Origin of the sequence: Rhodococcus sp. H-CA8f (assembly GCF_002501585.1) — a bacterium.
GTDB classification, from domain to species: domain Bacteria; phylum Actinomycetota; class Actinomycetes; order Mycobacteriales; family Mycobacteriaceae; genus Rhodococcus_F; species Rhodococcus_F erythropolis.
In genome coordinates, this window is the sequence record NZ_CP023720.1 from 755,068 (window position 1) to 779,069 (window position 24,002).

28 protein-coding genes are annotated in these 24,002 nt (G+C 61.8%); 19 read left to right on the forward strand and 9 right to left on the reverse strand.

The window, feature by feature from the left end; all coding sequences use genetic code 11:
* Window positions 1–30: 30 nt before the first annotated feature.
* Complete coding sequence (locus tag CPI83_RS03585; RefSeq protein ID WP_003940176.1) at window positions 31–663, forward strand: hypothetical protein; 633 nt, start codon at window positions 31–33, stop codon at window positions 661–663.
* A 10-nt stretch (window positions 664–673) separates the two neighbouring features.
* Here CPI83_RS03585 and CPI83_RS03590 read toward each other — a convergent pair whose 3' ends face one another.
* Window positions 674–1,189, reverse strand: coding sequence for a CGNR zinc finger domain-containing protein (locus tag CPI83_RS03590; protein ID WP_003940315.1), 516 nt, complete (start codon window positions 1,187–1,189; stop codon window positions 674–676).
* Window positions 1,190–1,214: 25 nt separating this feature from the next.
* On the opposite strand from CPI83_RS03590, the gene CPI83_RS03595 reads away from it, so the two are divergent.
* The 4 genes from CPI83_RS03595 to CPI83_RS03610 all read left to right on the forward strand — a co-directional run bounded on the left by CPI83_RS03595 (window position 1,215) and on the right by CPI83_RS03610 (window position 4,299).
* Entirely contained in the window at window positions 1,215–1,406 is a 192-nt protein-coding gene (locus CPI83_RS03595) for a hypothetical protein (protein ID WP_021331840.1), read from the forward strand.
* Between the two features lie 103 nt (window positions 1,407–1,509).
* Window positions 1,510–3,117, forward strand: a complete 1,608-nt coding sequence (locus tag CPI83_RS03600; RefSeq protein WP_097386790.1) for an AMP-binding protein — start codon at window positions 1,510–1,512, stop codon at window positions 3,115–3,117.
* A 127-nt stretch (window positions 3,118–3,244) separates the two neighbouring features.
* Window positions 3,245–3,529 (forward strand): hypothetical protein, encoded by a 285-nt coding sequence (locus CPI83_RS03605; protein WP_003939785.1) that lies wholly within the window; start codon window positions 3,245–3,247, stop codon window positions 3,527–3,529.
* Between the two features lie 38 nt (window positions 3,530–3,567).
* Window positions 3,568–4,299, forward strand: coding sequence for a hypothetical protein (locus CPI83_RS03610; RefSeq protein ID WP_097386791.1), 732 nt, complete (start codon window positions 3,568–3,570; stop codon window positions 4,297–4,299).
* Window positions 4,300–4,313: 14 nt separating this feature from the next.
* On the opposite strand, the gene CPI83_RS03615 is transcribed toward CPI83_RS03610, so the two are convergent.
* A complete protein-coding gene (locus tag CPI83_RS03615) occupies window positions 4,314–6,269 on the reverse strand; it encodes an AarF/UbiB family protein (RefSeq protein ID WP_232816857.1) in 1,956 nt (651 codons plus the stop codon).
* Between CPI83_RS03615 and CPI83_RS31150 the strand changes: the two genes are divergently transcribed.
* Complete coding sequence (locus tag CPI83_RS31150; protein ID WP_232816858.1) at window positions 6,244–6,594, forward strand: hypothetical protein; 351 nt, start codon at window positions 6,244–6,246, stop codon at window positions 6,592–6,594. The two genes, CPI83_RS03615 and CPI83_RS31150, sit on opposite strands and share 26 nt — an antisense overlap.
* Here the strand turns inward: CPI83_RS31150 and CPI83_RS30685 are convergent.
* Window positions 6,572–6,709, reverse strand: a complete 138-nt coding sequence (locus CPI83_RS30685) for a hypothetical protein (RefSeq protein ID WP_021345701.1) — start codon at window positions 6,707–6,709, stop codon at window positions 6,572–6,574. The two genes, CPI83_RS31150 and CPI83_RS30685, sit on opposite strands and share 23 nt — an antisense overlap.
* Before the next feature lie 1,421 nt (window positions 6,710–8,130).
* Here CPI83_RS30685 and CPI83_RS03625 point away from each other — a divergent pair.
* The 4 genes from CPI83_RS03625 to CPI83_RS03640 are packed head-to-tail and all read left to right on the forward strand — an operon-like array spanning window position 8,131 to window position 9,717.
* Entirely contained in the window at window positions 8,131–8,430 is a 300-nt protein-coding gene (locus CPI83_RS03625) for a DUF4259 domain-containing protein (RefSeq protein WP_223304584.1), read from the forward strand.
* On the forward strand, window positions 8,315–8,821 hold the full coding sequence (locus tag CPI83_RS03630) for a TetR family transcriptional regulator C-terminal domain-containing protein (protein WP_258537248.1): 507 nt from the start codon (window positions 8,315–8,317) through the stop codon (window positions 8,819–8,821). Before CPI83_RS03625 ends, CPI83_RS03630 begins: the two co-directional genes overlap by 116 nt.
* 9 nt (window positions 8,822–8,830) lie before the next feature.
* Window positions 8,831–9,280, forward strand: coding sequence for a MaoC family dehydratase N-terminal domain-containing protein (locus CPI83_RS03635; RefSeq protein WP_019745537.1), 450 nt, complete (start codon window positions 8,831–8,833; stop codon window positions 9,278–9,280).
* The gene (locus CPI83_RS03640; RefSeq protein ID WP_021331850.1) at window positions 9,277–9,717 is read left to right on the forward strand and encodes a MaoC/PaaZ C-terminal domain-containing protein; all 441 of its coding nucleotides are present in this window, start codon (window positions 9,277–9,279) and stop codon (window positions 9,715–9,717) included. Before CPI83_RS03635 ends, CPI83_RS03640 begins: the two co-directional genes overlap by 4 nt.
* Window positions 9,718–9,793: 76 nt before the next feature.
* Here the strand turns inward: CPI83_RS03640 and CPI83_RS03645 are convergent, their stop codons facing one another.
* Window positions 9,794–10,648 (reverse strand): hypothetical protein, encoded by an 855-nt coding sequence (locus CPI83_RS03645; protein WP_069145520.1) that lies wholly within the window; start codon window positions 10,646–10,648, stop codon window positions 9,794–9,796.
* A gap of 123 nt (window positions 10,649–10,771) precedes the next feature.
* On the opposite strand from CPI83_RS03645, the gene CPI83_RS03650 reads away from it, so the two are divergent.
* The 4 genes from CPI83_RS03650 to CPI83_RS03665 all read left to right on the forward strand — a co-directional run bounded on the left by CPI83_RS03650 (window position 10,772) and on the right by CPI83_RS03665 (window position 14,865).
* On the forward strand, window positions 10,772–11,833 hold the full coding sequence (locus tag CPI83_RS03650) for an FAD-binding oxidoreductase (protein WP_097386794.1): 1,062 nt from the start codon (window positions 10,772–10,774) through the stop codon (window positions 11,831–11,833).
* Between the two features lie 118 nt (window positions 11,834–11,951).
* Entirely contained in the window at window positions 11,952–13,139 is a 1,188-nt protein-coding gene (locus tag CPI83_RS03655) for an ATP-binding protein (protein WP_021331853.1), read from the forward strand.
* Window positions 13,136–13,855 (forward strand): M50 family metallopeptidase, encoded by a 720-nt coding sequence (locus CPI83_RS03660; protein WP_003940327.1) that lies wholly within the window; start codon window positions 13,136–13,138, stop codon window positions 13,853–13,855. The genes CPI83_RS03655 and CPI83_RS03660 overlap by 4 nt, the downstream gene beginning before the upstream one ends.
* A gap of 173 nt (window positions 13,856–14,028) precedes the next feature.
* The gene (locus tag CPI83_RS03665; RefSeq protein WP_097386795.1) at window positions 14,029–14,865 is read left to right on the forward strand and encodes an NAD(P)-dependent oxidoreductase; all 837 of its coding nucleotides are present in this window, start codon (window positions 14,029–14,031) and stop codon (window positions 14,863–14,865) included.
* A 54-nt stretch (window positions 14,866–14,919) separates the two neighbouring features.
* Here CPI83_RS03665 and CPI83_RS03670 read toward each other — a convergent pair whose 3' ends face one another.
* Both CPI83_RS03670 and CPI83_RS03675 read right to left on the reverse strand, forming a co-directional pair.
* Window positions 14,920–15,927 (reverse strand): NAD(P)H-dependent glycerol-3-phosphate dehydrogenase, encoded by a 1,008-nt coding sequence (locus CPI83_RS03670; RefSeq protein WP_019745531.1) that lies wholly within the window; start codon window positions 15,925–15,927, stop codon window positions 14,920–14,922.
* Window positions 15,928–16,024: 97 nt separating this feature from the next.
* Window positions 16,025–16,753, reverse strand: a complete 729-nt coding sequence (locus tag CPI83_RS03675; protein ID WP_019745530.1) for an FCD domain-containing protein — start codon at window positions 16,751–16,753, stop codon at window positions 16,025–16,027.
* A 133-nt stretch (window positions 16,754–16,886) separates the two neighbouring features.
* Here CPI83_RS03675 and CPI83_RS03680 point away from each other — a divergent pair, with 133 nt between their 5' ends.
* The 4 genes from CPI83_RS03680 (at window position 16,887) to CPI83_RS03695 (ending at window position 20,446) form a co-directional block, all read left to right on the forward strand.
* Window positions 16,887–18,275, forward strand: a complete 1,389-nt coding sequence (locus CPI83_RS03680) for a gluconate:H+ symporter (protein WP_019745529.1) — start codon at window positions 16,887–16,889, stop codon at window positions 18,273–18,275.
* Between the two features lie 12 nt (window positions 18,276–18,287).
* Window positions 18,288–18,818: a gluconokinase gene (locus CPI83_RS03685; protein WP_020909302.1), complete on the forward strand. Its 531-nt coding sequence runs from the start codon at window positions 18,288–18,290 to the stop codon at window positions 18,816–18,818.
* A 75-nt stretch (window positions 18,819–18,893) separates the two neighbouring features.
* Window positions 18,894–19,331 carry an SRPBCC family protein gene (locus tag CPI83_RS03690; RefSeq protein ID WP_097388115.1) on the forward strand — a complete coding sequence of 146 codons (438 nt, stop codon included), beginning with the start codon at window positions 18,894–18,896 and terminating at the stop codon, window positions 19,329–19,331.
* Between the two features lie 143 nt (window positions 19,332–19,474).
* The gene (locus tag CPI83_RS03695) at window positions 19,475–20,446 is read left to right on the forward strand and encodes an alpha/beta hydrolase (RefSeq protein WP_041815310.1); all 972 of its coding nucleotides are present in this window, start codon (window positions 19,475–19,477) and stop codon (window positions 20,444–20,446) included.
* An 8-nt stretch (window positions 20,447–20,454) separates the two neighbouring features.
* Here CPI83_RS03695 and CPI83_RS03700 read toward each other — a convergent pair whose 3' ends face one another.
* From CPI83_RS03700 to CPI83_RS03710, 3 genes are read right to left on the reverse strand one after another with little or no spacing between them, the layout of a single operon-like run.
* Complete coding sequence (locus tag CPI83_RS03700) at window positions 20,455–21,258, reverse strand: transglutaminase-like domain-containing protein (RefSeq protein WP_060937910.1); 804 nt, start codon at window positions 21,256–21,258, stop codon at window positions 20,455–20,457.
* Between the two features lie 59 nt (window positions 21,259–21,317).
* Window positions 21,318–21,884, reverse strand: coding sequence for a nucleotidyltransferase family protein (locus tag CPI83_RS03705; RefSeq protein WP_046379382.1), 567 nt, complete (start codon window positions 21,882–21,884; stop codon window positions 21,318–21,320).
* A 2-nt stretch (window positions 21,885–21,886) separates the two neighbouring features.
* Entirely contained in the window at window positions 21,887–22,729 is an 843-nt protein-coding gene (locus CPI83_RS03710) for an alpha/beta hydrolase (RefSeq protein WP_020970959.1), read from the reverse strand.
* A 146-nt stretch (window positions 22,730–22,875) separates the two neighbouring features.
* Here CPI83_RS03710 and CPI83_RS03715 point away from each other — a divergent pair, with 146 nt between their 5' ends.
* The gene (locus CPI83_RS03715) at window positions 22,876–23,985 is read left to right on the forward strand and encodes a DUF6670 family protein (protein ID WP_097386796.1); all 1,110 of its coding nucleotides are present in this window, start codon (window positions 22,876–22,878) and stop codon (window positions 23,983–23,985) included.
* Window positions 23,986–24,002: the final 17 nt, after the last annotated feature.

The following is a 24,002-nucleotide window of genomic DNA, read 5'->3' on the forward strand; positions in this document are numbered from 1 at the left end:
GATCTGACCGACTTGCCTGGAGGTTCGGAAATGCGAAGTCGTGGATTCAAACGCGCTCTCGGAAGCATTGTCGCGGCGTCCGCCGCCGTCGTGGGACTGGTTGTCATGACTCCGGCGACGGCGTCGGCAGCACCAGCGATTCTTCCGCCTCCGGTATCGGTGAGCGCAGCGGACAATGCGATCACCTTCACCATCACCAACCCGAACCCGCGGTTCAGCTTCATCAACTGCACGGTGGCGATCCTCAATGCCAGGGATGTCCCCGACGTGATTCGCGATCCGGCAAAGCTGCTCCAGCCTGGTGTGTTGGTGTACCCGACCGTCAGTAACATCCTCGATCTGTTTGCCGTTTCGCCTGGGCAGACGATCACGCGGACCGTCGGTAATCTGCCGGCCGGGGTTTACGCCGTTGCGGGAGCATGCGTTCGACTGCTCGATCCGACCAACCCCACTATCGCGATTCCGCAGGCAGTTGTGGTCGGCGGCTGGTTCGAGGGCGCGGGAACCGGAAGTCTCTCAGGATCTTTGGAGGATCTGGGATACAACACGGTTCAGGACTTGATCGACGCGTGGAATCGGATCAGCTCGGGAAGCAGCGGCGGTAGCTTTCAGTTCGAGTACCAAGGTGGCTCGGATTTCGAGGTAGTGGGTCCCACGTCGTAGTAGGTGCAACTCACTTGCGTGCACGATGACGCCGCACCGCGTCGCGGTTCGCGCACGTGGGGGAGCAGTACCGCTGATTGCCGTTGCGGGAGGTGTCCGCGTAGATGTTGGTGCACTCGTCCAGGGTGCATCGACCTAATCGGTGCATGCCGCGGCCGACGAGGTGTAGCGCCGTGCCTACCGAGAAGAGTGCCTTGAGGACCTCGGCGAGCGACTGTTGGGGATCGCGGTAGTGCAGATGCCAGCCGTCGTTCGCGTGGTTGGTCATGCGCGGATACGCCGACGCTTGCTCGAGCATGACGTTCACCAGTTCGGCGCGGGCTGCCTCCTCCGTGACGTCGACGATTTTCGACCACTCGATCAGAAGGTCGAGGGTCTCGTCGAGGTCCTTCTCGGCGATGGGGAAATCGAGAATGATGCCTGCATCGACGCAGCGTTCGACGAGTTCGGCCAGGGTCTCGGGGTTTCGATTGGCCAGGTCGGCGGCCAGCGTCACCGCATATTCGCCGTAAGGGTTGAGATGCACAATGCCATTACATCATGCTCGTTGCATGAAGAAAACAGAGATCACGCCGATCGGTTGCATCCATCGCTGGGAGGTCGAATCCCGGCACCGAACCAGCGAGGGGACGGTCACCTACCTGCGCTGCCATTGCGGGTCGTGGCAGACCTTGCTCGCCGAGTGGATGTCGGGTGGGGCAGCCTCGGCCGTCGCCGCACCGATAAAGGTCAGGTCCAGGTAATGATCAGCTAATCGTTCCGTTTTACCTCCGGCGACATGGAACGTGTTCTAGATTCAGGGTTATCTGCCTCGATGTCGCGGCGCGGACTCTGAAAGGAAAGACAATGCAGTTCAATCTTGCTGACATATTCGAGACCGTTGCCGGCTCAGTCCCTGATCGCGTTGCATTGACTTACGAGGGAGAGAACTTCTCCTACTCTCAGTTGGATGCGGAGGCTAACCGAACGGCCAACCTGTTCGCGCAAGCTGGCATCTCGAGCGGCGATCATGTAGCCCTGTTCCTGAAGAACAGCGTCGAACATGTCACGTCGATCCTCGGGTTGATCAAGATCCGTGCGGTCCCGATCAACGTGAACTACCGGTACACACCCGCCGAGCTCGAGTACATCTTCACCAACTCCGACTCGGTCGCAGTGGTCGTGGAACTCCCCGATCATCAGCGTGTCCTTGCTTCCCTCTTCGGTGCATGCCCGAAGGTGAAGACGGTGATCGTGATCGGCGAGATCGACGCCGAACTGGTCGTAGCAGCAAAAGCGCATGAAGTTTCCGTGGTTTCGTTCGACGACGCCCGTGAACAGTCGCCAGTGGGGGAGTTCGACGCTCGTTCTGGCGACGACGTGTACCTCCTCTACACCGGCGGGACCACCGGATACCCGAAGGGCGTCATGTGGCGTCATGACGACTTCTTCCGTAAGCCGCTCTCCGGCGGCAATCCGTACGGTGAGGGAGCGCGGCAGGACCTCGCCGAGATTGCCAGTGCTGCAAAGGAATTTCCGGAACTCTCGTTCCTCATTGCTGCCCCGCTGATGCATGGCGCCGCGTTGTACTCGCTGTTCACCTTCCTCACCCTCGGTGCGCGAGTTGTTCTACGACGCGAGTTCGACGCGGAGAAGGTCGTCGAAGCGATCGAGAAGGATTCGGTACAGGTGATCTTGATCGTCGGCGACGGCATGGGACTGCCGTTGGTCGACGAGATGGAACGACGCAAGGACGAGGTCAATTTCAGCACCCTGTTCTCGATCACCTCGGGTGGCGCGATCTGGTCCACCAGTGTGCGGGATCGCATGCTGGCGGTGAAGCCGGACCTGCTGCTGCGGGACAACTTCGGAGCCTCCGAGTCCGGTAACGACGGCGCCTTCTCCATCGACGAGGCGGGCAATCTGCGAATGCCGACCTCGCCGAACATGATTCTGGTCGACGAGCGCCTCGAAGAGATTCCAGCGGGCTCCGACGACGTGGGCTACATCGCGCGCATCGGAAACGTCCCGCTCGGGTACTACAAGGACGAAGAGAAGACCGCCCGCACGTTCCCGACCCGCGCCGACGGCACCCGCCTTTCGGTGCTCGGCGACATGGGCAAGGTGGAAGCAGACGGCACCATTGTCTTCCTCGGCCGTGGCTCGCAGTGCATCAACACCGGTGGCGAGAAGGTCTTCGCCGAAGAGGTCGAGGCTGCCCTTCACGCACATCCGGCGATCTCCGACGCGCTCGTTGTTCCCGCACCCGATGCGCGCATGGGGCAGCAGGTCGCAGCGGTGATAGCGACCTACCCCGGATCCGACGAGCTGACTCTCGAAGCGGTACAGGAACATTGCCGCAAGACGTTGGCCGGATACAAGGTGCCGCGCACGATCGTTCTTGTCGATGAAGTCAAGCGAACCCCGGCCGGTAAGGCGGACTACCGCTGGGCGACGACACTGGCATCGACCTAGCAACGTGGAATGGGCGACGACGATCTTTCACACGGATTTCACCACGACATAAGAGACATACCGGAAAGATGGTGCAGAGTAAGTCGTTCGCGCCTTGCGTCGTCACTCCACGAAAGGGCCTTGTCTCATGCTCATCATCGGAATACTCCTGTTCGGGATCGTCATCGGAGCGGGAGCCCAGCTGATTCTGGGGAAAACGACCGCACGAGTGGACTGGACCTTCGCGTTCATCGCGGGAATCGGTGGTTCGCTGGTCGGCGGATTGCTCGTGAGTTTGATTGCAGGCGACGGATTATCATTGCGCCCGAGCGGCATCCTCGGGTCCCTTGCCGGCGCTGTCATCATCACCGCGGGGTGGCAGTGGTACCGCGGGAGGAACGCAACTACAACTACGCGTCCGTCTGATCGCTGATTTCCACAGTTCCGTCAGGGGACGGAGAGCGTCGACATATGAACGAACTACTCGATGAAGTCCTCACCGCACATGGCGGAGTCGAACATTGGCAGTCCGTTTCAGCGATCACGGCACGGGGACGTTTGGGCGGTCTGCTGCCCCAGCGCTTCCCAGGCAACAAGCTGGCGAAGTTCACGGTCGAGGTTGAAGTCGCCGAGCAACGCACTGTCCTCCAAGACTTTCCGCGTGTCGGCGAGTGCGCTGTGTTCGACAAGGGCGTCGTGCGGATCGAAACTCGTGACGGCGAAGAACTCGGGAGTCGAACCGACCCACGTTCAACGTTTTTCGGGTTGAGTGGAGTCCGGCGCAACCTCCACTGGGACGCACTCGACACCGCTTACTTCGCCGGCTACGCCTTTTGGAACTATCTGACGGCACCGCTGCTGCTCGCCCGCGACGACATCACTGTCACCGAAGCCGAACCTTGGCAGGAATCCGGGCAGCAATGGCGACGACTTCAGGCAACGTTCGCGCCGGCGATCGATACCCATTGCCGGCAGCAGACCTTCTATGTCGACAACGGTGGCCTCATCCGCCGTCACGACTTCGTCGCCGAACCCGTAGGCAAGTGGGCTAAAGCCGCACTCTACTGTGACCATCACCGTCAGTTCGACGGCCTCACGTTTCCCACTCGACGACGTGTGCTCCCGAGAGGGCCAGGCGGCCGCGTTCTCTCGCGGCCGACGCTCCTGGCGCTCGACTTCGACGATATCGAGATCAAGCGATGAACATCAGTTACTGGTTACCGGTTGTCGAGTGTGAACAAACGGAACACGGTCCGCATGCACAGAACGACGCCGACGAAGCCCAGTACCGCACTCACGAGTGCATAGCCCGACAGCTGAGGTGTGAGTTGTGGTCCGCCAGGTACGAACAGCAGGATCGCCGCGACAATCAGCGCGGTCACTCCCGCCGCCATACCCAGGGCGTTGTTCGCCGACCGTCGTAGCCATCGCCTGTCGTCGGGGTGTGCGACCGAGCGAGTGCGAAGTGTGAAGCTTCCCGACGCGATCGAGGTCGCGATCTGATCGAGCTGACCAGGCAGGCGCCGGACCACCGCGGTTGTGACCGCCGTCGTCGACAGGATTGCCTGCGCGGCTGCAGTCGGGCTGGCGACATGGGTCAACAGTCGGGGTACTTCGGCCCGAACAGCAGCGACGAGGTCGATCTGCGGATCCAGGAGCCGCAGGGCGCGCTCCAAGGACGCGAGCGAACGGAAAGCGGCGGCGACGTCTCCCGGCACTCCGATTCGGTGTTCGCGAAGCACAGTGAACATTCGCGCGAACGATGCCATGGAAACATTGGGTTGGACACTGAGCAGGGTGATCTCTCGGCCCACCTGGTGACGTAGTGCTCCGCGATCAACTTCGGGCGGTACGTCGAATGCCATCAGCATCGCGTCGACTGTCGCCACCGGATCACCTGCGAGGGCAGCGTTGAGGAGCACGGCGAACAAGATCCGTGTCTCGCCGTCCAGAACCCCTACTGCGCCGAAGTCGAGGAGCCCGACCCGGCCGTCATCGAGGATCATGATGTTGCCGGGGTGCAGGTCCGCGTGAAACACCCCGTGGACAAAGATCCCGTCGAGCAACGACGCAAGAAGTTCGTTGGCGACGCTGCTGCGGGTGTGGCGGTCGAGGCCGGTGAGCGCGCCCTCACCGTCGGAGAGCGGGGTGCCGTGAAGACGTTCCATCACGAGCACCCGTCCGCTACTGAGGTTGGGGTAGATATGCGGAACGACGATATCCGGGCGGTTCGACATGGTGGAAGCAATCGCGCCGGTATTCGCTGCTTCGGTGCGGTAGTCGAGTTCCTCGAGCAGTGACGTGACGAGGCCCCCGGCGAGTCGGTGAACGCCGATATCGCGTGCCCAGGGAAAACGGGTCTCCGCGCGGGATGACACGCGAAGGAAGATATCGCAATCCACGCTCACTTGTGCGCTCGCCTCGGGGCGTTGAACCTTCACCACAACGTCGACGCCTTCAACGGTGCGCGCGGAATGTACCTGTGCGACAGAGGCGGCGGCGAACGGCTCCACATCGAACCACGCGAACACCGACTCTGGTGCGTCGCCGAGTTCCGATGCCAGTAGCTCCGCGATACGGTCGGGATCAGCCGGGCGTGCCGAACTTTGCAGAGAAGAGAGGGTGCGAGCCAACTCGGGTGGTATGAGGTCGTCTCGCGTGCCGAGGATCTGTCCCAACTTGACGAAAGTGACACCGCACCGGTTGATTACTTCCACCAGTGCGTCCCCGAACTGAGGCGCTGATGGCCCAGCACGGAGAGCGGGCCCGCCTCCCGCTCGCACGACGATGCCCGTGATCTGGACGTACCGCTTCGTTCGGCGCCAGGATTTGCGGCTGCGCTGCAATGCTTCTGGCGGGCCGGGTATGGACCCCGTTGGAAGGACAACTTCGAGGAAGACCAGTACTGCCAGGCACGCCGCGAATACCCAGAGTGCGACAACTCCGAAGAATATGAGTGCTGTTCCCACGCTCACCAGAAGTTGATCGTCCTGGCTGGCAATTCCTGCGAATGTCGCGGCGTAGCCAGACAGGGGGACACCCACCGAGAGCGCTATCACCGCGACCAGAAGTGTTCGTGGCCATCCGACTCTCGTCCCCAGCGTTCGTCGCATCACGCCCGCCAGTGCTGCTGCAAGAAATGGCGTCGTGACGATCCAGACCATCAAGTCCATTGCGATAGCGTACGGGTTCGCAAGCGGCGATTCATCCAGGAAAACCCTGAGCCCACCCCGACTGACGGGTAACAAGCCCGACAGTGCCCAAGCGTCGAACATGCTTGGGCACTTCGGTGTTCATTCGCTCCGATGGCGACTCGTCCTGATCGACCGTCCAAAACTGCGTTCACTGACCATCCGCGAGGCCGAACTACGCATCATGCTCGTCAGCGATGTCCCGGCCCCCTTCGCGCGGAGCTGTACAGCCGAAGAACAGGCTGCGATGGACGCCGAGCAGAAGTGGGACCGAGTGGACTCCTTTAAAGAATGGGGCCGCCGGTGAACAGGTTGACGAGACTCACCGCGAAGAACTGGACGATCGCTATGGCGGTGGCAAACGGGTCGCCCGCATACGTAGCTTGGTTGACCCATTCGTTGAATGCGTTGATCGAACCCATTATGATTCCTCCTGAGTAGTGATGGCGTGATTGATTGAAACTGGTGGTATGACACTCGACACGAGGGACGTCAGTACGGACCCGGCGCAGTTGGGCATATGAGGCCACGAAAGGTCAGTGACGAGCGCCGACGGTACGCTGCGGTTGGTTGCCCTCTGCGTTTCGAATGTAGTTCCTCGACTTAGGAATACCGTGAAGGACGGGCGGATTCGGTTACGAGTATCCCGCGACAGACGACATCGTCAATATTACGATGTCGGCAACAAACGCGACGACGGCACCAATCGGATTCTGGACAATCCACGAAATTACTTCAGTCATGTTCTCGGTCCTTCCTTAGCGTAAGACGCGTGATCGAATACTCGGCCAGCTATTGCAGTACCCGGCCCCGTTCGGCGAATTAAACCGTTACCGAGGATGATTGGCGCAAATAGATAGATCGCACACCGGGGGCGTTGAATCAACTCGCCCAATCGTTGCACCTCTATGCTCGGGGTTCGATTCGTTACCAACATCTTTCAGAGAAGGGGTGATCAGTCCCATCAGCGATCGGTACCCCGCGTGCGAAATCCTTCTTCGTAAACACCTGCCCAGCAACGTCGTAACGTCAGAGGTGGCAGTTGGCAAGGCCGACCGTCTTCTCGAGATCGTGGCGAGTTTTGCTGGGCAGATGTGACACTACCTCGCGGTCTCGCCGGATCAGTCTTCCTTTCGGAGATCGATGGCTGTTCTTCGTGTGGTTGTTACACAATCGACGGAATCGCTGTTGGGGGTGGCGATGCGCAGCTATTTCCCCTACGAACCTTCAGGAATTGCCTGCGACACCCGTGGATACGGATCCTCGATCTCCACCGAGCACAATTCCGTGTGCCGACAACATCGCAGTGCTTCCGACCGGATCGATGCACCCAGAACCAATCGCCGTCACGCACAAAGGGCCAGACGGTTCTGGGAAAGACCCAAGCGCTCCTTCAGTTCCCGGCGATCTGTTGCGCCAGTTCGAGTTCACGCCTGATCTAACTGGTCGACGCATAGTGGTGTACCGGTAGCCGAAAGAGTCCCGCCGGTCGGTTAGTGTTGACGGCGAAATACGACGCGGAGGTGACTGTGAGAATCTGGAACTGGTTGATGCTCAAAATTTCAGCAATCGGTGGGTCGCCGAAGTTTCGGAAGATAGTCGACAGTCCGATTTGGGCGGGCGCCAATGACCGCAAGCTCTGACTGAGCGGGCGGCAGATTCTCCAATTTGCAATTGCCGACCTGAAACTGCGAGCACGCTCACGGCCTGCTGCGACGGGAACGCGACTGTCGACCTGAATTTATCCGCAATCGATATGGGAGGGCTTGTGGGAGTCTGGGGTCCGGGAAACTTTGACAGTGACACCGTCGCGGATGGGTTGGGGGCCCTGACCGGTCGAATCGTGGACGACATCACTGCCGAGTTCGAAGACGATTCGAGTCTGGAGCCGGATGAATGGGGCGGGGAGATGGTGCCGGCGTGGCTCGAGATCCTCACCGATATTGCCCAGACGAAACGAGTCGGTGTGACCTTTCCATCGACGCAAGTGCTGATCGACTGGCGCGATCGATATCTGCGCGTGTGGGATGGCTACATTGACGAACTCGAACCGGACGAGGATCACAAGGTCGCTCGACGTGCAGTGCTCGTCCATACCTTTGAACAGGCGGTCGCCCTCGCCGCCGAGCGGGAACAGGCATAAACCTCGCGCGGCCGCAGCGTTCCTTGTCGGCATGCTCCCACTCGATCGGCAACGTCGGGAGGAAGCGATTGTTCTCGGTGCCTTCCACGCTGCCGCACTGACCGGACAAGGAATCGCCGCCGAGGAAACCCTCACTGCCCCAAGAGAGTTGACAGCGCTCATTTCCGGCCAGCTTCAACGAGTGACCAATCGGGACGCGGTTGCGCCGTCAATGGATCCCGACCTCGACGCCGAGCTCATTCTGGCGGCTGTCGCCGGGCTCGCCCAGGGGATGCTTCCCGGCTACGCCACAGCAGAATTGGCGGCCCAGTTGGTTGAGCGTCTCCTCGATCGCATTCTCGGGCCGACGAGACCTCAGGCCACGAATGAACCCGAAGTCGGCCGCCGTTAGTATTCCGGGATGTCTCCTGTGAACCCAGCGCTCGCCGGCCGGGTGTTTCCCTCGTCTTCGTACCTTGTCGGGCGCGAAAAGATTCGCGAGTTCGCTCTGGCGGTGCGTTCGAGCAATCCCTTGCACCATGATGTCGGTGTCGCCAGGGAGGCCGGGTTCGTCGATGTCATCGCGCCGACAACATTCACAACCGTTGTCCAGCAGCGAGCGATCATGGCACTGCTGCGCACGCCGGATACTGGGCTCGATCCGACTCGTGTGGTCCATACTTCCGAGAAGATCGAGCATCAGCGTCCGATAGTCGCCGGCGATGACCTGTCTACGACACTGACGATTACAGGGGTGACAGTGCGAGCAGGCAGTGCGATCCTGTCGACAGTTTCCGAGATCCACGACGTGACCGACGCTTTGGTCGCAACGGTCACCTCGACCCTGCTGGCGCGAGGAGAAGGCGCATGACCGTACCCGTCGTGCCGGTTTTCGAAAACCTCGTCCTTGGTGACATCGTCGCGAAGGTTGATCTGGTCCTCACTCGTGATGACCTAGTTCGCTACGCCGGTGCCTCCGGCGACATGAACCCGATCCATTTCAACGACGCAATCGCTACTGCGGCTGGGCTACCGGGAGTTCTGGCGCACGGAATGCTCACTGCCGGAATTGCTTTGCAGGCCATCGTCGACTGGGTTGGTGACCCGAGCGGTGTGATCTCGTATGAAACTCGCTTTACTCGGCCCGTCGTAGTCGATGCCGTCGATGGTGCTGATCTCTCCATCGCTGCGAAGATCGCGCGGATCGACTCCACAACGCGGACTGTGCGTATCGATGTCACCGTCATGCACAAGGGCCAGACGGTTCTGGGAAAGACCCAGGCGCACCTTCAGTTCCCGGGCGCCTGACAGGATTGCGGGCTGTCACTGGTCACATCGGGACCTACGCATCCGGGCGGGAGATCAACTGCATTGTGGCGCAGCACTACCGGAAAGACACCAACAGCTCGTCCGACGCTTGCATCGGTGCGTATCCGTCGGCGATGACGCGCCGACAGCCGTCGAGTTCGACGGTGAGTAATCGTTCCTCGTTCGTAGGACGGTCCACGTAGATCGTCGACGCCACCTCGGTGGCCACCGCGTCACAGTCGGGAGCGGGTGGAAGTCCGTCGAAGGTTTCCGTCGTAGACGATGTGCCTACGAATTCGGTGGCGGAGAATCGGCAGAAAACGCTGCCCGCCGACAGCGACGTCAGCGCCGTGGTACCTGTTGTGGCTGGTCGGTAGGCCGGCCGACAATGCGACAGTTCGTAGATCTGGTCGTCGGACAACGCTATTCGGTGTTCGGTACTGCCGACCGGTGTCAGTTCCTTGATGGCGGCCAGGCCACCGGGTTTCGGCAGTCCACACGAATCGGAGGGATACCCCGGCCGAGTTGCTCGGCCTCGATCGTCGACCAACCAGAATTGGTCCAGGACAGCCAGGCTGTAGTTGTCACCGCAGCCTTCGGGGAACCAAGTCTTGTGCGCGGACGAGCGGTTCAGCATTTCCACCGCCCGACTGAAATCGCCCTCCCAACGATGAGCAGAGAAGCTGACGGTTCGGTCGGCTGCCACGTTGTCGCTGACAAACGGGTCGCACGTGACTGCGGCGACGGGTACGAAATCGTCTGGAACCGTCGCCGTTGATGTCGTCTGGAGCGGGCCGATCGGATACGGGGTCGCGCACCCCAGCGTCTCGGCGTCGACTATTACGGCAACTGGTCGATCGGGGATGGTCACGTGCCAAATGCCGGCAACAGCGAGGATGACGATCACGACTGCGAACCAACGCCAGAGCATGAGCACACCGTATCGTTCCCGATGTACGCCGAGCGGGAACAGGCCTAGTCCTCCGTTAACCGCCGAAGTCCTCGCATCCAAATTGAGTGGATCCAGGTTGCGGCTCGCAGATATGGTCCACTGGTGACGCATCCGAATGGCCGAAACGACAGTCCGATCCTGGTGATTGGTGCCGGTGTCGTCGGCGCGTCGATCGCGTATCACCTGGCGCGCATTGGTCTCCGAGTCACGGTGCTGGACCACGGCTCGGTGGCAGGAGGGGTGACCGGCAACTCCTTTGCCTGGGTCGGCCTCTCGAAGAGTGCCGCAGAAACTTACTCAGATCCGTTCCGGCAAGGCGCTGCAGTCGAATTCGACCGCCTGGAGCGCGAACTCGTCGAGCCAATCGGTTTGCGCCGCAGAGGCGCGATCACCTGGGAAGAGACGGAAGCGGAGACTCGAGCGTTCGTAGATGCTCATCGAGCACTCGGCCATCCCGTCGACCTCATCGGTAAAGAGGAAATCCTTGCTCGTGAGCCGGGATTGCGGACGGCCCCCTCGGTCGCAGCGTACGCGCCTGATGACGGTGGCGTTGACCCGGTTGCGTTCGCTCGATCGCTCCTGCGAGGTGCCGAAGAGTGCGGTGCCACAGTGTATTCCGATGTCGGTGCGCGCGGGGTGCTCACGGAGGGCATGAGAGTGTACGGAGTAATGACTGCCGACGGTCCCGTCTACGGATCGGCCACCGTGCTCGCTGCGGGTACCGCGATCCCTGGACTCGCGGCGTCGGCGGGAGTCGACGTCGAGGTCGACGCCTCCCCGTGTTGCCTCATCAGATTCTCGACGCCCCACCCATTGGTGAACGGAATACTGTCCTCTCCGGATTTCGAGATCCGGCAATTGGACGAAACGACACTGATTGCGGCTGAAGATGTTCCGGCCGGGTTCTCCGGAGATGCTCGTGAGCTTGCGGGGCCGACGCTGCACGCGATCCGCAGTCAGCTCGTGGACGGTGACCAAGTGGAACTGATCGAGGCGGTAGTCGCTGACCGTCCCATCCCGCGTGGTGGCCGCCCGCTGCTGGGCTTCGCCGAAGGCGTGTCGGGGCTCTATCTGGCCGCGACGCATCCGGCGATCATTCTGGCCGGAGCAATTGGAGCCCACGTGGCCGGGGACTTCGCCCGAGCGTCGAGCCTGGACGGTTAGACGACGATGCCGGAGCCCGGTTCGACAAGGTCGAGCCGATATTGCGGTTCCTAGTTCTCTCTAGGACACGCGCTAGAGAGCGGGATATTCGTCTACTCGGCTTGTACCGTCGATGGGCATGGACCCCGTGCGCAATCCGTATGCCCCCGGTGCCGGTCAACGCCCGCCGGAACTCGCCGGGCGCGACAAGCAGATCGACGCCTTCGACGTCGTTCTCGAGCGAATTGCGCGTGGCCGCCCGGAACGAAGTGTTGTCCTCACCGGCTTGCGTGGCGTCGGCAAGACCGTCCTGCTCAATCAGTTGCGTTCGGCCGCGATCTCCCGAAGTTGGGGGACCGGCAAGATCGAGGCGCGCCCCGATCAGGATTTACGACGCCCACTCTCGTCGGCGCTGCACATGGCAGTCCGAGAGATCGCGGTCTCCCATCGCGATCCCGAGCGGGTCGAGCAGTTCCTCGGAGTCCTCAAATCGTTTGCCCTACGCGCCACTGCGGACAAGGGAATGCGCGAGCGCTGGCAGCCAGGCATCGATGCACCCGCGATCAAGGGTCGGGCAGACAGCGGCGACATCGAGATCGACCTCGTCGAGTTGCTGCTCGACGCGTCGTCGCTGGCCAGGGATGTCGGCGTCGGGATCGCCATCTTCATCGACGAGATGCAGGACCTCGGTGCCGCGGATGTCTCGGCGATCTGCGGGGCCTGCCACGAGTTGAGTCAGGACGCGGCACCGTTGATCGTCGTCGGGGCGGGGCTTCCGCATCTGCCTGCTGTGCTGTCGGCGTCGAAAAGCTACTCGGAGCGCCTGTTCAGCTACCACCGGATCGATCGGCTCGAGCGGGAAGCTGCAGATCAGGCACTGATTGCGCCTGCTGAGCGTGAGGACGTCGAGTTCACCGAATCTGCGCTCGACGCTCTGTACGAAGCGGCTGACGGGTACCCGTACTTCGTTCAGGCCTACGGAAAGGCCACGTGGGATGTGGCGGCGTCGAGTCCGATCACGTCGGAAGACGTGCGCGTCGGCGCGCCGACGGCTGAGGAAGAACTCGCTGTCGGCTTCTTCGGATCACGGTACGAGCGAGCAACGCCCGCGGAGCGTGAGTACATGCGCGCCATGGCCGATCTCGCCGGTGACGACGGACCCGTCGCAACCGCGAAGATCGCCGTCGAGTTGGGGCGCAAGCCGGCTTCCCTTTCGCCGGCACGCGATGGACTGATCAAGAAGGGACTGATCTATTCGGCAGAACGTGGGTCCATCGGATTCACGGTCCCTCACTTCGGCCGATACCTGCGCGGACAAGCGGAGTGAACGCGCTCGAAACCGCGTGGGATCGGGTGGCGGCGCTCAGTCCCAACCCACCGGCGTGGGTAGTTCAACTGGCCGCGTTGATCGCCGTGATCATTGTTCTCGAACCACACCTGTGGCGGATCGCCCGTAACGTCGTCACCATCGCACACGAGGGCGCTCATCTGATTGTCGCCGTCCTGGTCGGTCGACGGTTGAAAGGTCTTCGCCTGCATTCGGATACGTCGGGTGTCGCGATTTCGTCGGGCAAACCGACCGGCTTCGGCGTCATTCTGATGACGTTCGCGGGGTACGTCGGACCGTCGATTCTCGGACTCGGCGCGGCCGGGTTGTTGGGCGCGCAGCGTGCGGTCTCGGTGTTGTGGATCGGCGTATTCGTGATCGCGGTGATGATGGTTCTGATCCGAAACCTCTACGGAGTCTTCTCACTTGCCGTGGTGGGAGCCGTGTTGTTCGGACTCGTCTGGTGGGGGACCCAGGAGCAGCAGGTGGCTGCTGCCTACTTCTTGACGCTCTTCCTGCTTTTCGCCGGACCACGCCCAGTCGTGGAGCTTCAACGGCAGCGAATGCGACGAGGCGGGGCACCGGACTCGGACGCCGACCAATTGGCCAGGCTCTCACCGATACCCGCGATCGTCTGGGTCGGTTTGTTTCTGCTCGTGAACGTCGCGGTGCTCGTGCTCGGCGGATGGTGGATCCTGCGCCCGGTGGGTGGCTGACCGCATTGATCAGTTGTCCTGACGGGACAACTGATCAACGATTATTGATGCTCCGCGGCCGTAGTCATCGCGTGAAGGCGCTCATATCGTGGAAGTCGACGAGTGGTCGTGCCGGGACTTCCCGCGGCCACAACCGCAGCGACGAAGACCGTCGACGATGACAAGGATTCGTTTTGGACGACAAGAACTTCCGCGGACGAACCGCGATCATGTCCGGGGGAAGCCGTGGCATCGGACTTGCCATCGCCCGTGCGATAGCGCGCCGCGGCGGAAACGTCGTGTTGCTCGCCAAGACCGATACGCCTGACCCCCGGTTGCCCGGAACAATCCACACGGCTGTGGACGAGTTGAACGAGCTTGGGGGTCATGCCGTTCCCGTCGTCGGTGACGTGAGGAACGACGACGACATCGCGCACGCCGTCGATGCAGCGGTAGAGCACTTCGGTGGTATCGACATCGTGGTCAACAACGCGAGCGTCCTCGACATTTCGAAAACCGAAGACCTCGCGATGAAGCGATTCGATCTGATGCAGCAGGTCAACGTCCGTGGCACTTTCGCGCTCACCCGAGCGTGCCTTCCGTACCTTCGGGTTTCGGCCAACGCGCACGTATTGACGCTGTCGCCACCGCTCAACTTTTCGCCGCACTGGTTGGGTGCTCATCCGGGCTACATGCTGGCCAAATACGGAATGACATTGGCGGCCTTGGGTATCGCCGCGGAGTATTCAGGTGCATCGATTTCGAGTAATTGTCTGTGGCCGGAGACCATGATCGCCACGGCGGCCGTCGGAAACCTGCTCGGGGGAGACGACAGTATCGATCACTCGCGTTCACCCGAGATCATGGCCGATGCGGCTGTCGAGATTCTCGGACGTCCCGCCGGCACGGAAAGCGGTCGGACGGTACTCGACGTCGATGTCCTGCGCGAGGCGGGGATTTCGGACTTCTCGCAGTACGGCGGTCAGTCACCGTTGGCGATCGACATCTTCGTCGACGCTCCAATTCCGTGATCTCGGGCGATCTACAGGTATCTAGCCAAATCGCTAGATACCTGTAGATCTTCCTCACGCCACCTCGTGCTCGCCGCCCGGGGCAACTTTCTGAAGTCCGCGATATGCGTCGCTGGCACTTTGGCGACCACCGATGACGGCCTCGACCTCCGCGGCAATCGGCATGTCGACTCCGTACTCGCGAGCCAGATCCATGACGGTAGGGGCAGTTTTTACTCCCTCGGCGACCTGGCCGAGCTTGGCGACCGCCTCCTCGACGGTCAATCCCTGCGCCAGAGCTTCGCCGACGCGACGGTTGCGAGAAGTCGGAGCCATGCAGGTGGCGATCAAATCGCCGACGCCCGTCAAGCCGGCAAAGGTGCGCGGGTTGGCGCCCATCGCTTCACCGAGTCGGGTCATCTCGGCGAGACCGCGCGCGAGCACCATCGCACGAGTGTTGTCCCCGACTCCCAGGCCGTCGGCCATGCCCGAGGCGATGGCAACGATGTTCTTGAGGATGCCGCCGAGTTCACAGCCGAGCACGTCGGTGTTGCGGTAGACGCGGAAGACGGACGACGCGAACAGGGGTTGCAGCGCGGCGGCGACGCGATCGTCCTGGGTGGCCACGACCGATGCCGCGGCCATGCCGTCGACGATCTCCTTGGCGATGTTGGGGCCCGCGAGCAGTCCGACGGGATGGCCGGGCAGGCACTCGGCGATCACTTCGGTGGGACGCTGCCGGGTGCCGGGCTCGAGGCCCTTGGACAGTGACAACACCGGGACCCACGCCCGAACCTCGTTGGCGATCTCGGCGAGGGTGGCGCGAACGGCGTGCGAAGGCACCCCGCATACGAGTACGTCCGCTTCACGAGCGGCTTCGACCAGATCCGAGGTTGCCTTGAGGCCCTTGGGAAGTTTGCGCTCACCAAGGTATTTGGAGTTGGTCCGTTGCGAATTGATCTCGTCGGCCGCTTCGGAATTTCGTGCCCACAGCAGGGTGGGAGTGTTGCGGGCAGCGAGGCCGGCCACCGTGGTTCCCCACGATCCGGCACCGAGGACGACGACGCGTACCGGGCGGGCCATCAGAGTGCGCTGTTCTGGGTAGCGAGTGCTGTCATGGCGCCAAGCGTTCCACTTGCGGAGCAGTTGCGGGCCAATTCCGGCGAGTCTGTGGCTCGACTTACAGATGAGGCGGCGGTTCGGGGCTTTCGCGCATTGTTTCGACCGCTTCTGCGGATTCCGCGACGATCGAGCGCATCGCGGTTTCTGCAGCGTCGGCGTCGCCGGACTGAATGGCTGATGCGACCACTCCGTGCAGGTGAATCGCTTCGGGGTCGGCCTCGTGGGGCATCAAGGAGTGGCGTGTGCGGCCTTCGAGTATCTCGACGACGATCTGCGACATCGCCCGCAGCATCGGGTTACCGGAGGCGGCGAGCAGGGTGCGGTGGAAGTCGGAGTCATGGCCGAGATAGGCACCGGTATCGGCAGCGCGAGAGGTAGCTGACATGCCGATGACGGCTGCGGTCAGCGCGCCGCACTGCTCGGGTGTTGCGCGAGTTGCGGCCAGTCGCGCCGCCAGGGGCTCGATACCGGAACGGAGTTCACTCAGGATCGAAAGCTGCTCGAACCGATCAGGACCGGCCAGTTGCCAGCGGATGACATTGGGGTCGAGCGAGTTCCAGTGTTCGGAGCCCAGGATGGTGATTCCGACGCGTCGACGAACCGAAGCCAATCCGAGAGATTCGAGAACGCGGACAACTTCGCGGATGACGGTTCGCGACACGTCGTAGCGCGTTGCCACCTCGTCGGCGGAGATCGTGGTTCCCGGGGGGAGCACACCACCGACTATGTCTTGGCCGAGCTGTTCCAGCATCGAGTCGTGTAACTGCTGAAACGGGACAGAAGGCATACGTAGATCGTCCCATGCGTATGGAGTAAGCCCGGTGCAAGGCGAATAAATACTACAAATTAGTGTCTGCTCTTGAAATTGTAGGTTAATTAAGGAACAGTGACCTCAATCACTCATCGGACTGGGAGTCCCTATGAACACCACAGCATTGCTGGCGGCCGAGGTCGTCCCCGCTGGTAGCGACGCACGATTGATCATCGCTGCAGTCGCCGGCGTCGCGGTCATCATCGCGCTGATCACCTGGCTCGACCTGCATCCCTTCCTCGCGCTGTCCATCGGCGCGGTAGGTGTCGGTCTGGCGGCCGGCCTCGGTTCGGCAGAGTCGGTTGCAGCATTCGCCACCGGTTTCGGATCGACCATGGGAAGCGTCGGAATCCTGATCGGTTTCGGCGCGATGTTCGGCAAACTCCTCGCCGATTCCGGTGGTGCCGACCGAATCGTCGACACACTGGTCGGCCGCTCCAGCACCAAGGCACTCCCGTGGACCATGGCTCTGGTCGGCGCTGTCATCGGTCTGCCGATGTTCTTCGAGATCGGTCTCGTTCTGTTGATGCCGGTCATCATCCTCGTCGCGCGGCGATCCGGATTGTCCCTGATGCGCATCGCGATCCCCACCCTCGCCGGCCTCTCGGCCATGCACGGGTTGGTTCCCCCGCACCCAGGGCCGCTGGTTGCAGTCTCGGCATTGAACGCAAACCTCGGCCTCACGCTCGCGCTCGGTGTCCTCGTCGCGATCCCCACTGTTGTTCTCGCCGGTCCGGTCTTCAGCAAGTACGCAGCGCGGTGGGTCGACGTGAAGGTTCCGGATCTCTTTGTCACAGGCGAAGATCGAGGTGAAGAAGAGAAGCAGCAGCGCCCTTCGTTCGCGGCCACTCTCGCAGCGATCCTCCTCCCGGTTGTTCTCATGCTGGGCAAGGCATTCGCCGACGTGATCGCACCCGATTCCGAGGCACTCCCCAAATCCGTCCTCGACTTCCTCGGAACACCCGTTGTGGCTTTGGGTCTCGCGGTTCTGGTCGGAATGGTGCTGCTGGGTCGCGGCGGCGGAATGGACCGCAAGGCCATCTCGAAGTCGCTCGAGAGTTCCCTACCTCCCATCGCAGGCATCTTGTTGATCGTCGGCGCCGGTGGCGGTTTCAAGCAGGTCCTGATCGACACCGGTATCGCCGGAGTGATCGCCGACGCGATCAAGGGCAGCAGCCTTCCCGTGCTGTTCCTGGCCTGGCTGGTAGCGGTATTGATCCGCGTCGCAACGGGTTCGGCAACGGTGGCAACGGTGACGGCGTCGGGCATCCTCGCTCCGGTTGCGGCCGACCTCTCGTCCGCACATGTCTCGCTGATGGTCTTGGCGATCGGTGCAGGCTCGCTCTTCCTCTCGCACGTCAACGACGCCGGATTCTGGTTGGTGAAAGAGTATCTGGGCGTCAGCGTGGTACAGAACCTCAAGACCTGGACCGTGATGGAATGCATCATCTCGGTATCGGGCCTGGCCGGAGTGCTCGTGTTGAGCGCATTCATCTAGGTAGGCGAGCACATGAACAGCGAAGCGGCACAGCAGAAGCAGTATCCCGTGCTCGTCCTGATGGGTGTCTCGGGCTCGGGAAAGTCGACGGTCGGCGGCATGCTCGCCGGAGCGATGGGTTGGGACCTTCAAGAAGGCGACGATCTGCACCCGCAGGCGAACATCGACAAGATGGCGACCGGGCATCCGCTGAACGACGACGATCGCTGGCCCTGGCTCGACAAGATCGCCGTCTGGATCAAGAGCCATACCGACGCCGGTCAGCCGGGCATCGTCACGTGTTCGGCACTCAAGCGCAGCTACCGCGACGTGCTTCGCGGTGAGCACGTCGTGTTCGTGCACCTCGCCGGTTCGCGGGATCAGATCGGCCAGCGATTGACCGCCCGCCTCGATCACTACATGCCCGCCTCGCTCCTCGACTCCCAGATCTCGACGCTCGAGGCCGTCGACCCGGACGAGCAGGCCATCGTCGTCGACGTGGGCGGTAGTCCCGCCAAGATCGCGGAGGAGATCCTGCGACGGGTGGAGACGTTCGAATACTGAGCATGCCAGGCGTGTAAGCACCCGAGGTTCGGGTTACGGTGCATGGGTGACTGCTGCTGCTCAGACGGCCTGATCTTGACCGACTTCGACTTCCACAGCGTCTGGACGCTCCCGGCCTCTGCCGACCGCGTCTACGACGTTCTCGCGGATGCCGAGCGGTATTCGCAGTGGTGGCCTCAGATACGCCGAGTCCGGGCGACCGACGAGCACTCGGGCTCCATGGCCATCCGCAGCGCTGTCCCTCTGACGCTGCTGGTCTTCGGGCGACGCGAGGTCGAAGACCCCGTTGCCCGCCATCTGCAAGTGCGTCTCTCCGGGGCAATGACCGGGTGGAGTAGCTGGGTGGTAAGCCCCGCTGAATCTGGCTGCGTCGCCGACTTTCGGCAACAAGTAGCGGTGTTCGGAGCGCTCGGTCTGGCCTCGAAGATCGCGAAGCCGGTATTCGAGTGGAATCATGAAGCGATGATGCGTGGCGGGCACCGCGGACTCTCCGCTTATCTCTCCCAGCCGTGATTGCGAGCCGAACTTACACACGCTCGAGTAATTCATGCCTACCCGTCGTGTCGTTTTGACGCAGCGTCAGTTATCGTTCACAACAGCAGTCGACAAGTATGTGTAACTCACATGCACAAAACGTCTTGACCTGGGAGGACGCTATGCGGACGCGAGATTCGACGGTATGGCATTGGAACGTGAGTCCCCGAGCGCGGGTTATCTTCTGCCTGACCAGGACGTTCGTGAAGCCGATGTTCACCCTCTGGCCGACCACCGAACGCGGCATCCGCCAACTCGAGCGACTCGACGCGATGGCGGACAAACTGCCGAAGCCGAAGAACCTCGACATCGAGCCTTTCACGCTTGGTGGTGTGCCAAGCGAGAAGGTGCAGCATCCACGCAAAGCGCAGGGCGAGTTGGCCGGAGCCACGATCCTCTACTTCCACGGTGGTGGGTTCGTCTTCTGCGGTCTGGCAACGCACCGCGCGCTGTGCGGTTTGCTCTCGGCGAAGGCCGGAGTGCCGGTGATCTCCGTGCGCTACCGTCAGCTGCCGGAAGGTTCCATCGGCACCTCCGTCAAGGATGCGATGGCCGCGTACACCGCGTTGCTCGAGACAGCGGAAGACCCGAACAAGATTGTGCTTGCCGGTGATTCGGCGGGCGGTTACCTGGCCATGAAGGTCGCCGAAATTGCCGCACTGCGCGGAATCACGCGGCCCGCTGCCGTGGTGGGATATTCCCCTCTTCTCAACGTGAACCTCGAGGACCACGATCCCGATTTCATGAAACGCGATGCCTACCTACCGATGTCACAGGTCGAAAAGCTCAAGGACCGGTGGCTGGAGGGTCCGGACGAGATTCCTGGTGCGCAGTCTCCGATCAACGCCGACGCCAGTCTGATTCCGCCGTCGTTCCTGGTGTCCGCCGAATACGAACTGATGCGTCCGGACGTCGAGATCATGACCGAAAACCTGATCAAGGCAGGACAAGCCGTCGAAACGCACATCTGGAGTGGGCAGATCCATGCTTTCCCGGTGATCGGCAAAGCTCTTCGGGAGGGTAAGGCGATCGTTGATCTCACGGTCAAGTTCCTCGAGCGAACGATGGCCTCGCAGAACCAGATCAGCGCCTGAGGTGTTTGTCAGCCGATCGACGTGAGTGTTGCGTAGTCGTCGTTGTCGAGAACGCCCTCGACGACTGCGCGAACTTCCGAGGCATGCAATGTGATCGAACCGCCGTGGTTGTCGAGGAAGGCGGTATCCGCGGCGTCTCGCCCGGTCGAGATCCGCACAAGATTGCTGCGCGGCGCCAATTGCGTTGCGTCGACCACGCGCCACACGTTGTCGATACTGGCTTCGACGACGGCGTGAAAATCCATCGGATCGCAGCCCGGCGCGTAGACGGCCACCAAGCGCGCGGGAATCCCCACGGCGCGTAATAGTGAGATGGTCAGGTGCGAGTAGTCGCGGCACACTCCGGCGCCTGCCAGTAAGGTGTCTACCGCACTGTCGGTGCCGCGACTGGTGCCGGGAACATAACTCAAATGTGTACTCACCCAGCGCGTGACTTCGAGGAGGAGTTCGGCCGGGGGAGTGGCGAGATCGAATTGCCCGGCGACAAAACCGAAGAACTTGTCGGCCTCGGCATACCGACTGGGGCGCAGATATTTCGACACGTCGTAGTCGCCGACCGACGACGGTTCTGCGCGGCCGATGACGGTTGCGTCGTAGCTGACGATCAGTTTGCCTGGGGCACAGTCGAGTAGGTGAATCCGGGTGCCGTGTTCGGCGATGACCTCACGGGGTTCGATCGGCTTGCCGTCATGGACGAACGACATCGTTTCCAGCAGTTCGACACCCGGCGCGCGCGTCACCGCGATCTTGAACTCCAGGTTGGTCGCCTCGTCGATCTCGATGTCGAGCAGGGCGGCGACGGTACGTTTCATCGGATCATCTTTACACCGAATTCGGACACCCACCACCTGGGAGGATTGTGACAGTGCGATCAGGCTTCGGGATAGTCGACGTCGACGCCGCTGCTGAGGTCGCTGCACTCCACCAACTCCACGCCGTGTTCGCGTAGATAGGTGTTGGCACCGCCGTCCCCGGTGAGTGACTCTGCAAGCGTCGGCCAATGGTCGCGTCCGATCAGGACAGGATGGCCGGGCCTTCCGTGAAAGACAGCTCTTCGCAGTATGTTTCGTGATGGGATGTCTTGACCCGCGATTCGCGTCACGGTGTCGGTGTTCAGGTCCGGGACGTCGACCAGGGAGATCGCTGCCGCCTCGGCACCCTCGATCTGCATCGCCGCCTCGAGTCCGCAGCGTAGTGATGCGCTCATTCCGCGTTCCCAATCCGATTTCACCACAATGACATCGGTGGTGGGCAGCAGTTCGACGGCGTCCTCGGCCTGTGCGCCGAGAACCACGATGACCGGTGAGAGTCCGGCGGACTGCAGCGTCGCCACCCCGTGGCGAAGCCAAGGCTGGCCGTCCGTGCCCGTAACGAGAGCTTTCGGTTTGCCCATGCGGGATCCGGCCCCGGCAGCCAGCAGGATCCCGCACGTCGACATGATTATGCTCCGGTGACCCGCGGGCGCAGCCACTCGATCAGATCGTTCAGAACCTCTTCCTGCTCAGGCTCATTGAAGATCTCGTGATACAAGCCGTCGTACACCTTCAAGGTGACGTCCGAAGAACCGGCCAACTCTGCTACGAGCTTGCTGCCGGCGGGGTCCGTCAATCGGTCGTCCGAGCCGTGTTGAAGCAGTACGGGAATGGTGAGCGATGGCAGGCGCGCCGGGAAGCCTTCCGCGGCGGTGATCATGCCGCGCGCAATTCCGGCAGGAACCTTGCCGTGGTGAACCAGCGGGTCGGCGTTGTACTTGTCGACGACCTTCTGATCACGCGATACGGCAGCCGCTTCCAGGTTCTCGACAGGCACGTCGGGGAGGTACTTGCCGACGATCTTGCCCAACTGCATCACGATCTTCGGAGTGCCGGTTGCGATGATCACAGCAGGTCCGGACAGGGCGAGTGCTTTGAGATCGGCCTGATGGTCGAGGGCATAAGAAAGTGCGATTGCGCCTCCCATACTGTGGCCGAGCAGGAACTTGTCCTTGCCGGGATGTGCCGCCGTCACGATCGAGAACAACGTGTGGACGTCGTCGGTGAAGTCGGAGAATTCCTTCAGGTGAACGCGCTTGCCGCCGGAGCGTCCGTGTCCGCGATGGTCGGGTGCGTACACGATGAGCCCGAGTTCCCCGAGCCGCGCAGCAACATGGTCGTAGCGCCTCGCGTGTTCGCCGAGTCCGTGGCACAGGACAAGAACCCCGGTGGGTTCGCGGTCCGGTGTCCACACGTCGTAGACGATCTTGGTGCCGGCTACTCCGGTGAACGACGACTCTTCGTGCTGCATTGTTGTGCCCTCTCTGCGACCGGTTCCGGTACGCGGATTCTCACATGCTATTCGCCCCGTGGGCAGGGCGCGGGTGTTCAGGGTGTGAGGTCGTCGAGGAAACTTCGACACTTGTTTGTTACGGCTGGTTACATTAACTTAGGGGCGTGACCGGACAAACCGTTGATCGTTCCGACCCTGTTCCAGCCACCCGCTCGCGCCGATTGTGGCGACCCGCGGTTCGGGCCTTGCTGGACGGCGCGCTACCGCTGATCGACAAGCGAATGGCGGAATCGGTACGCCCGTTCGATCGGCCCGAGATGATGCGTCCGCACCTGGCTTCGCGGAAGTTCGCGTGGACGCACTACGGGATCTTCGTTCCCCGGCTGCCAGGGCCTTTCCGTTACCTCAACATCATGACGTTGATCGGTGCAACGGGGACGGTGGTGTTCGACAACGACTATCTCGCTGCACCCGACGCGCGAAACACCGCAACCGTGCTGAGTTCTACCGCAGCGCCGGGGCATCACTTCTATCGGGCGTACGACGCGGCCGATGAGTGTGCGTTCGAAGAAGATGGTTCGCGAATCGCCTTCGGTGACAACCTGATCATCGACAACAGCTATCCGAAGTTCCATGTCACCGGACGATACGACTCTTTCGACGTCGATCTCGAGATCGTGGCATCAGATCAAGCGTCGTGGTTCGTGCGTAATCCCGTCTACGACCACGTCAGTCTGCTGGCGCAGTGTTCCGGGACGATCTCGAGTCCGGATGGCCCGGTGAGTATTTCGGCTCCGTGCACCGTCGAATACGCGCGGTGCATGACACCGCAATCGTTGACCCGCCGCGCCCTTCCCGAGTCCTGGAAGCTCCCGGCCGATTTCTTCACCTACCAGATCGTTCAGCTCGACGACCGGCATCAATTGTTGCTCACCGATGTTCGAGCTTCAGGGGTTACGGCGTGCAAGCTCGCCTACATTCGGACTGTTGACGGCAGTGCGAAGGTCTTCGACGACGTGGTGTTCGACGTACTCGAGTATGCCGACGCATTGCATGTCGACCCGGAGGGACGTGAGATGCGTGTGCCGCGCGTACTACGTTGGCAGGTACGCGATTACGGCAGGACGATCGTGGAGTTCGAGGCCGAGATCGACTCGGAGTGGCGCTACGGCCACGGTAAGGGGTACGTCGGCGCGTACACCTACCGGGGGAGTTTCGACGGTGCGTCGATCAACGGCACCGGTTACATCGAATGGGTGGACTGCGAAGTGTAAGGCACCTAGTGTGTATC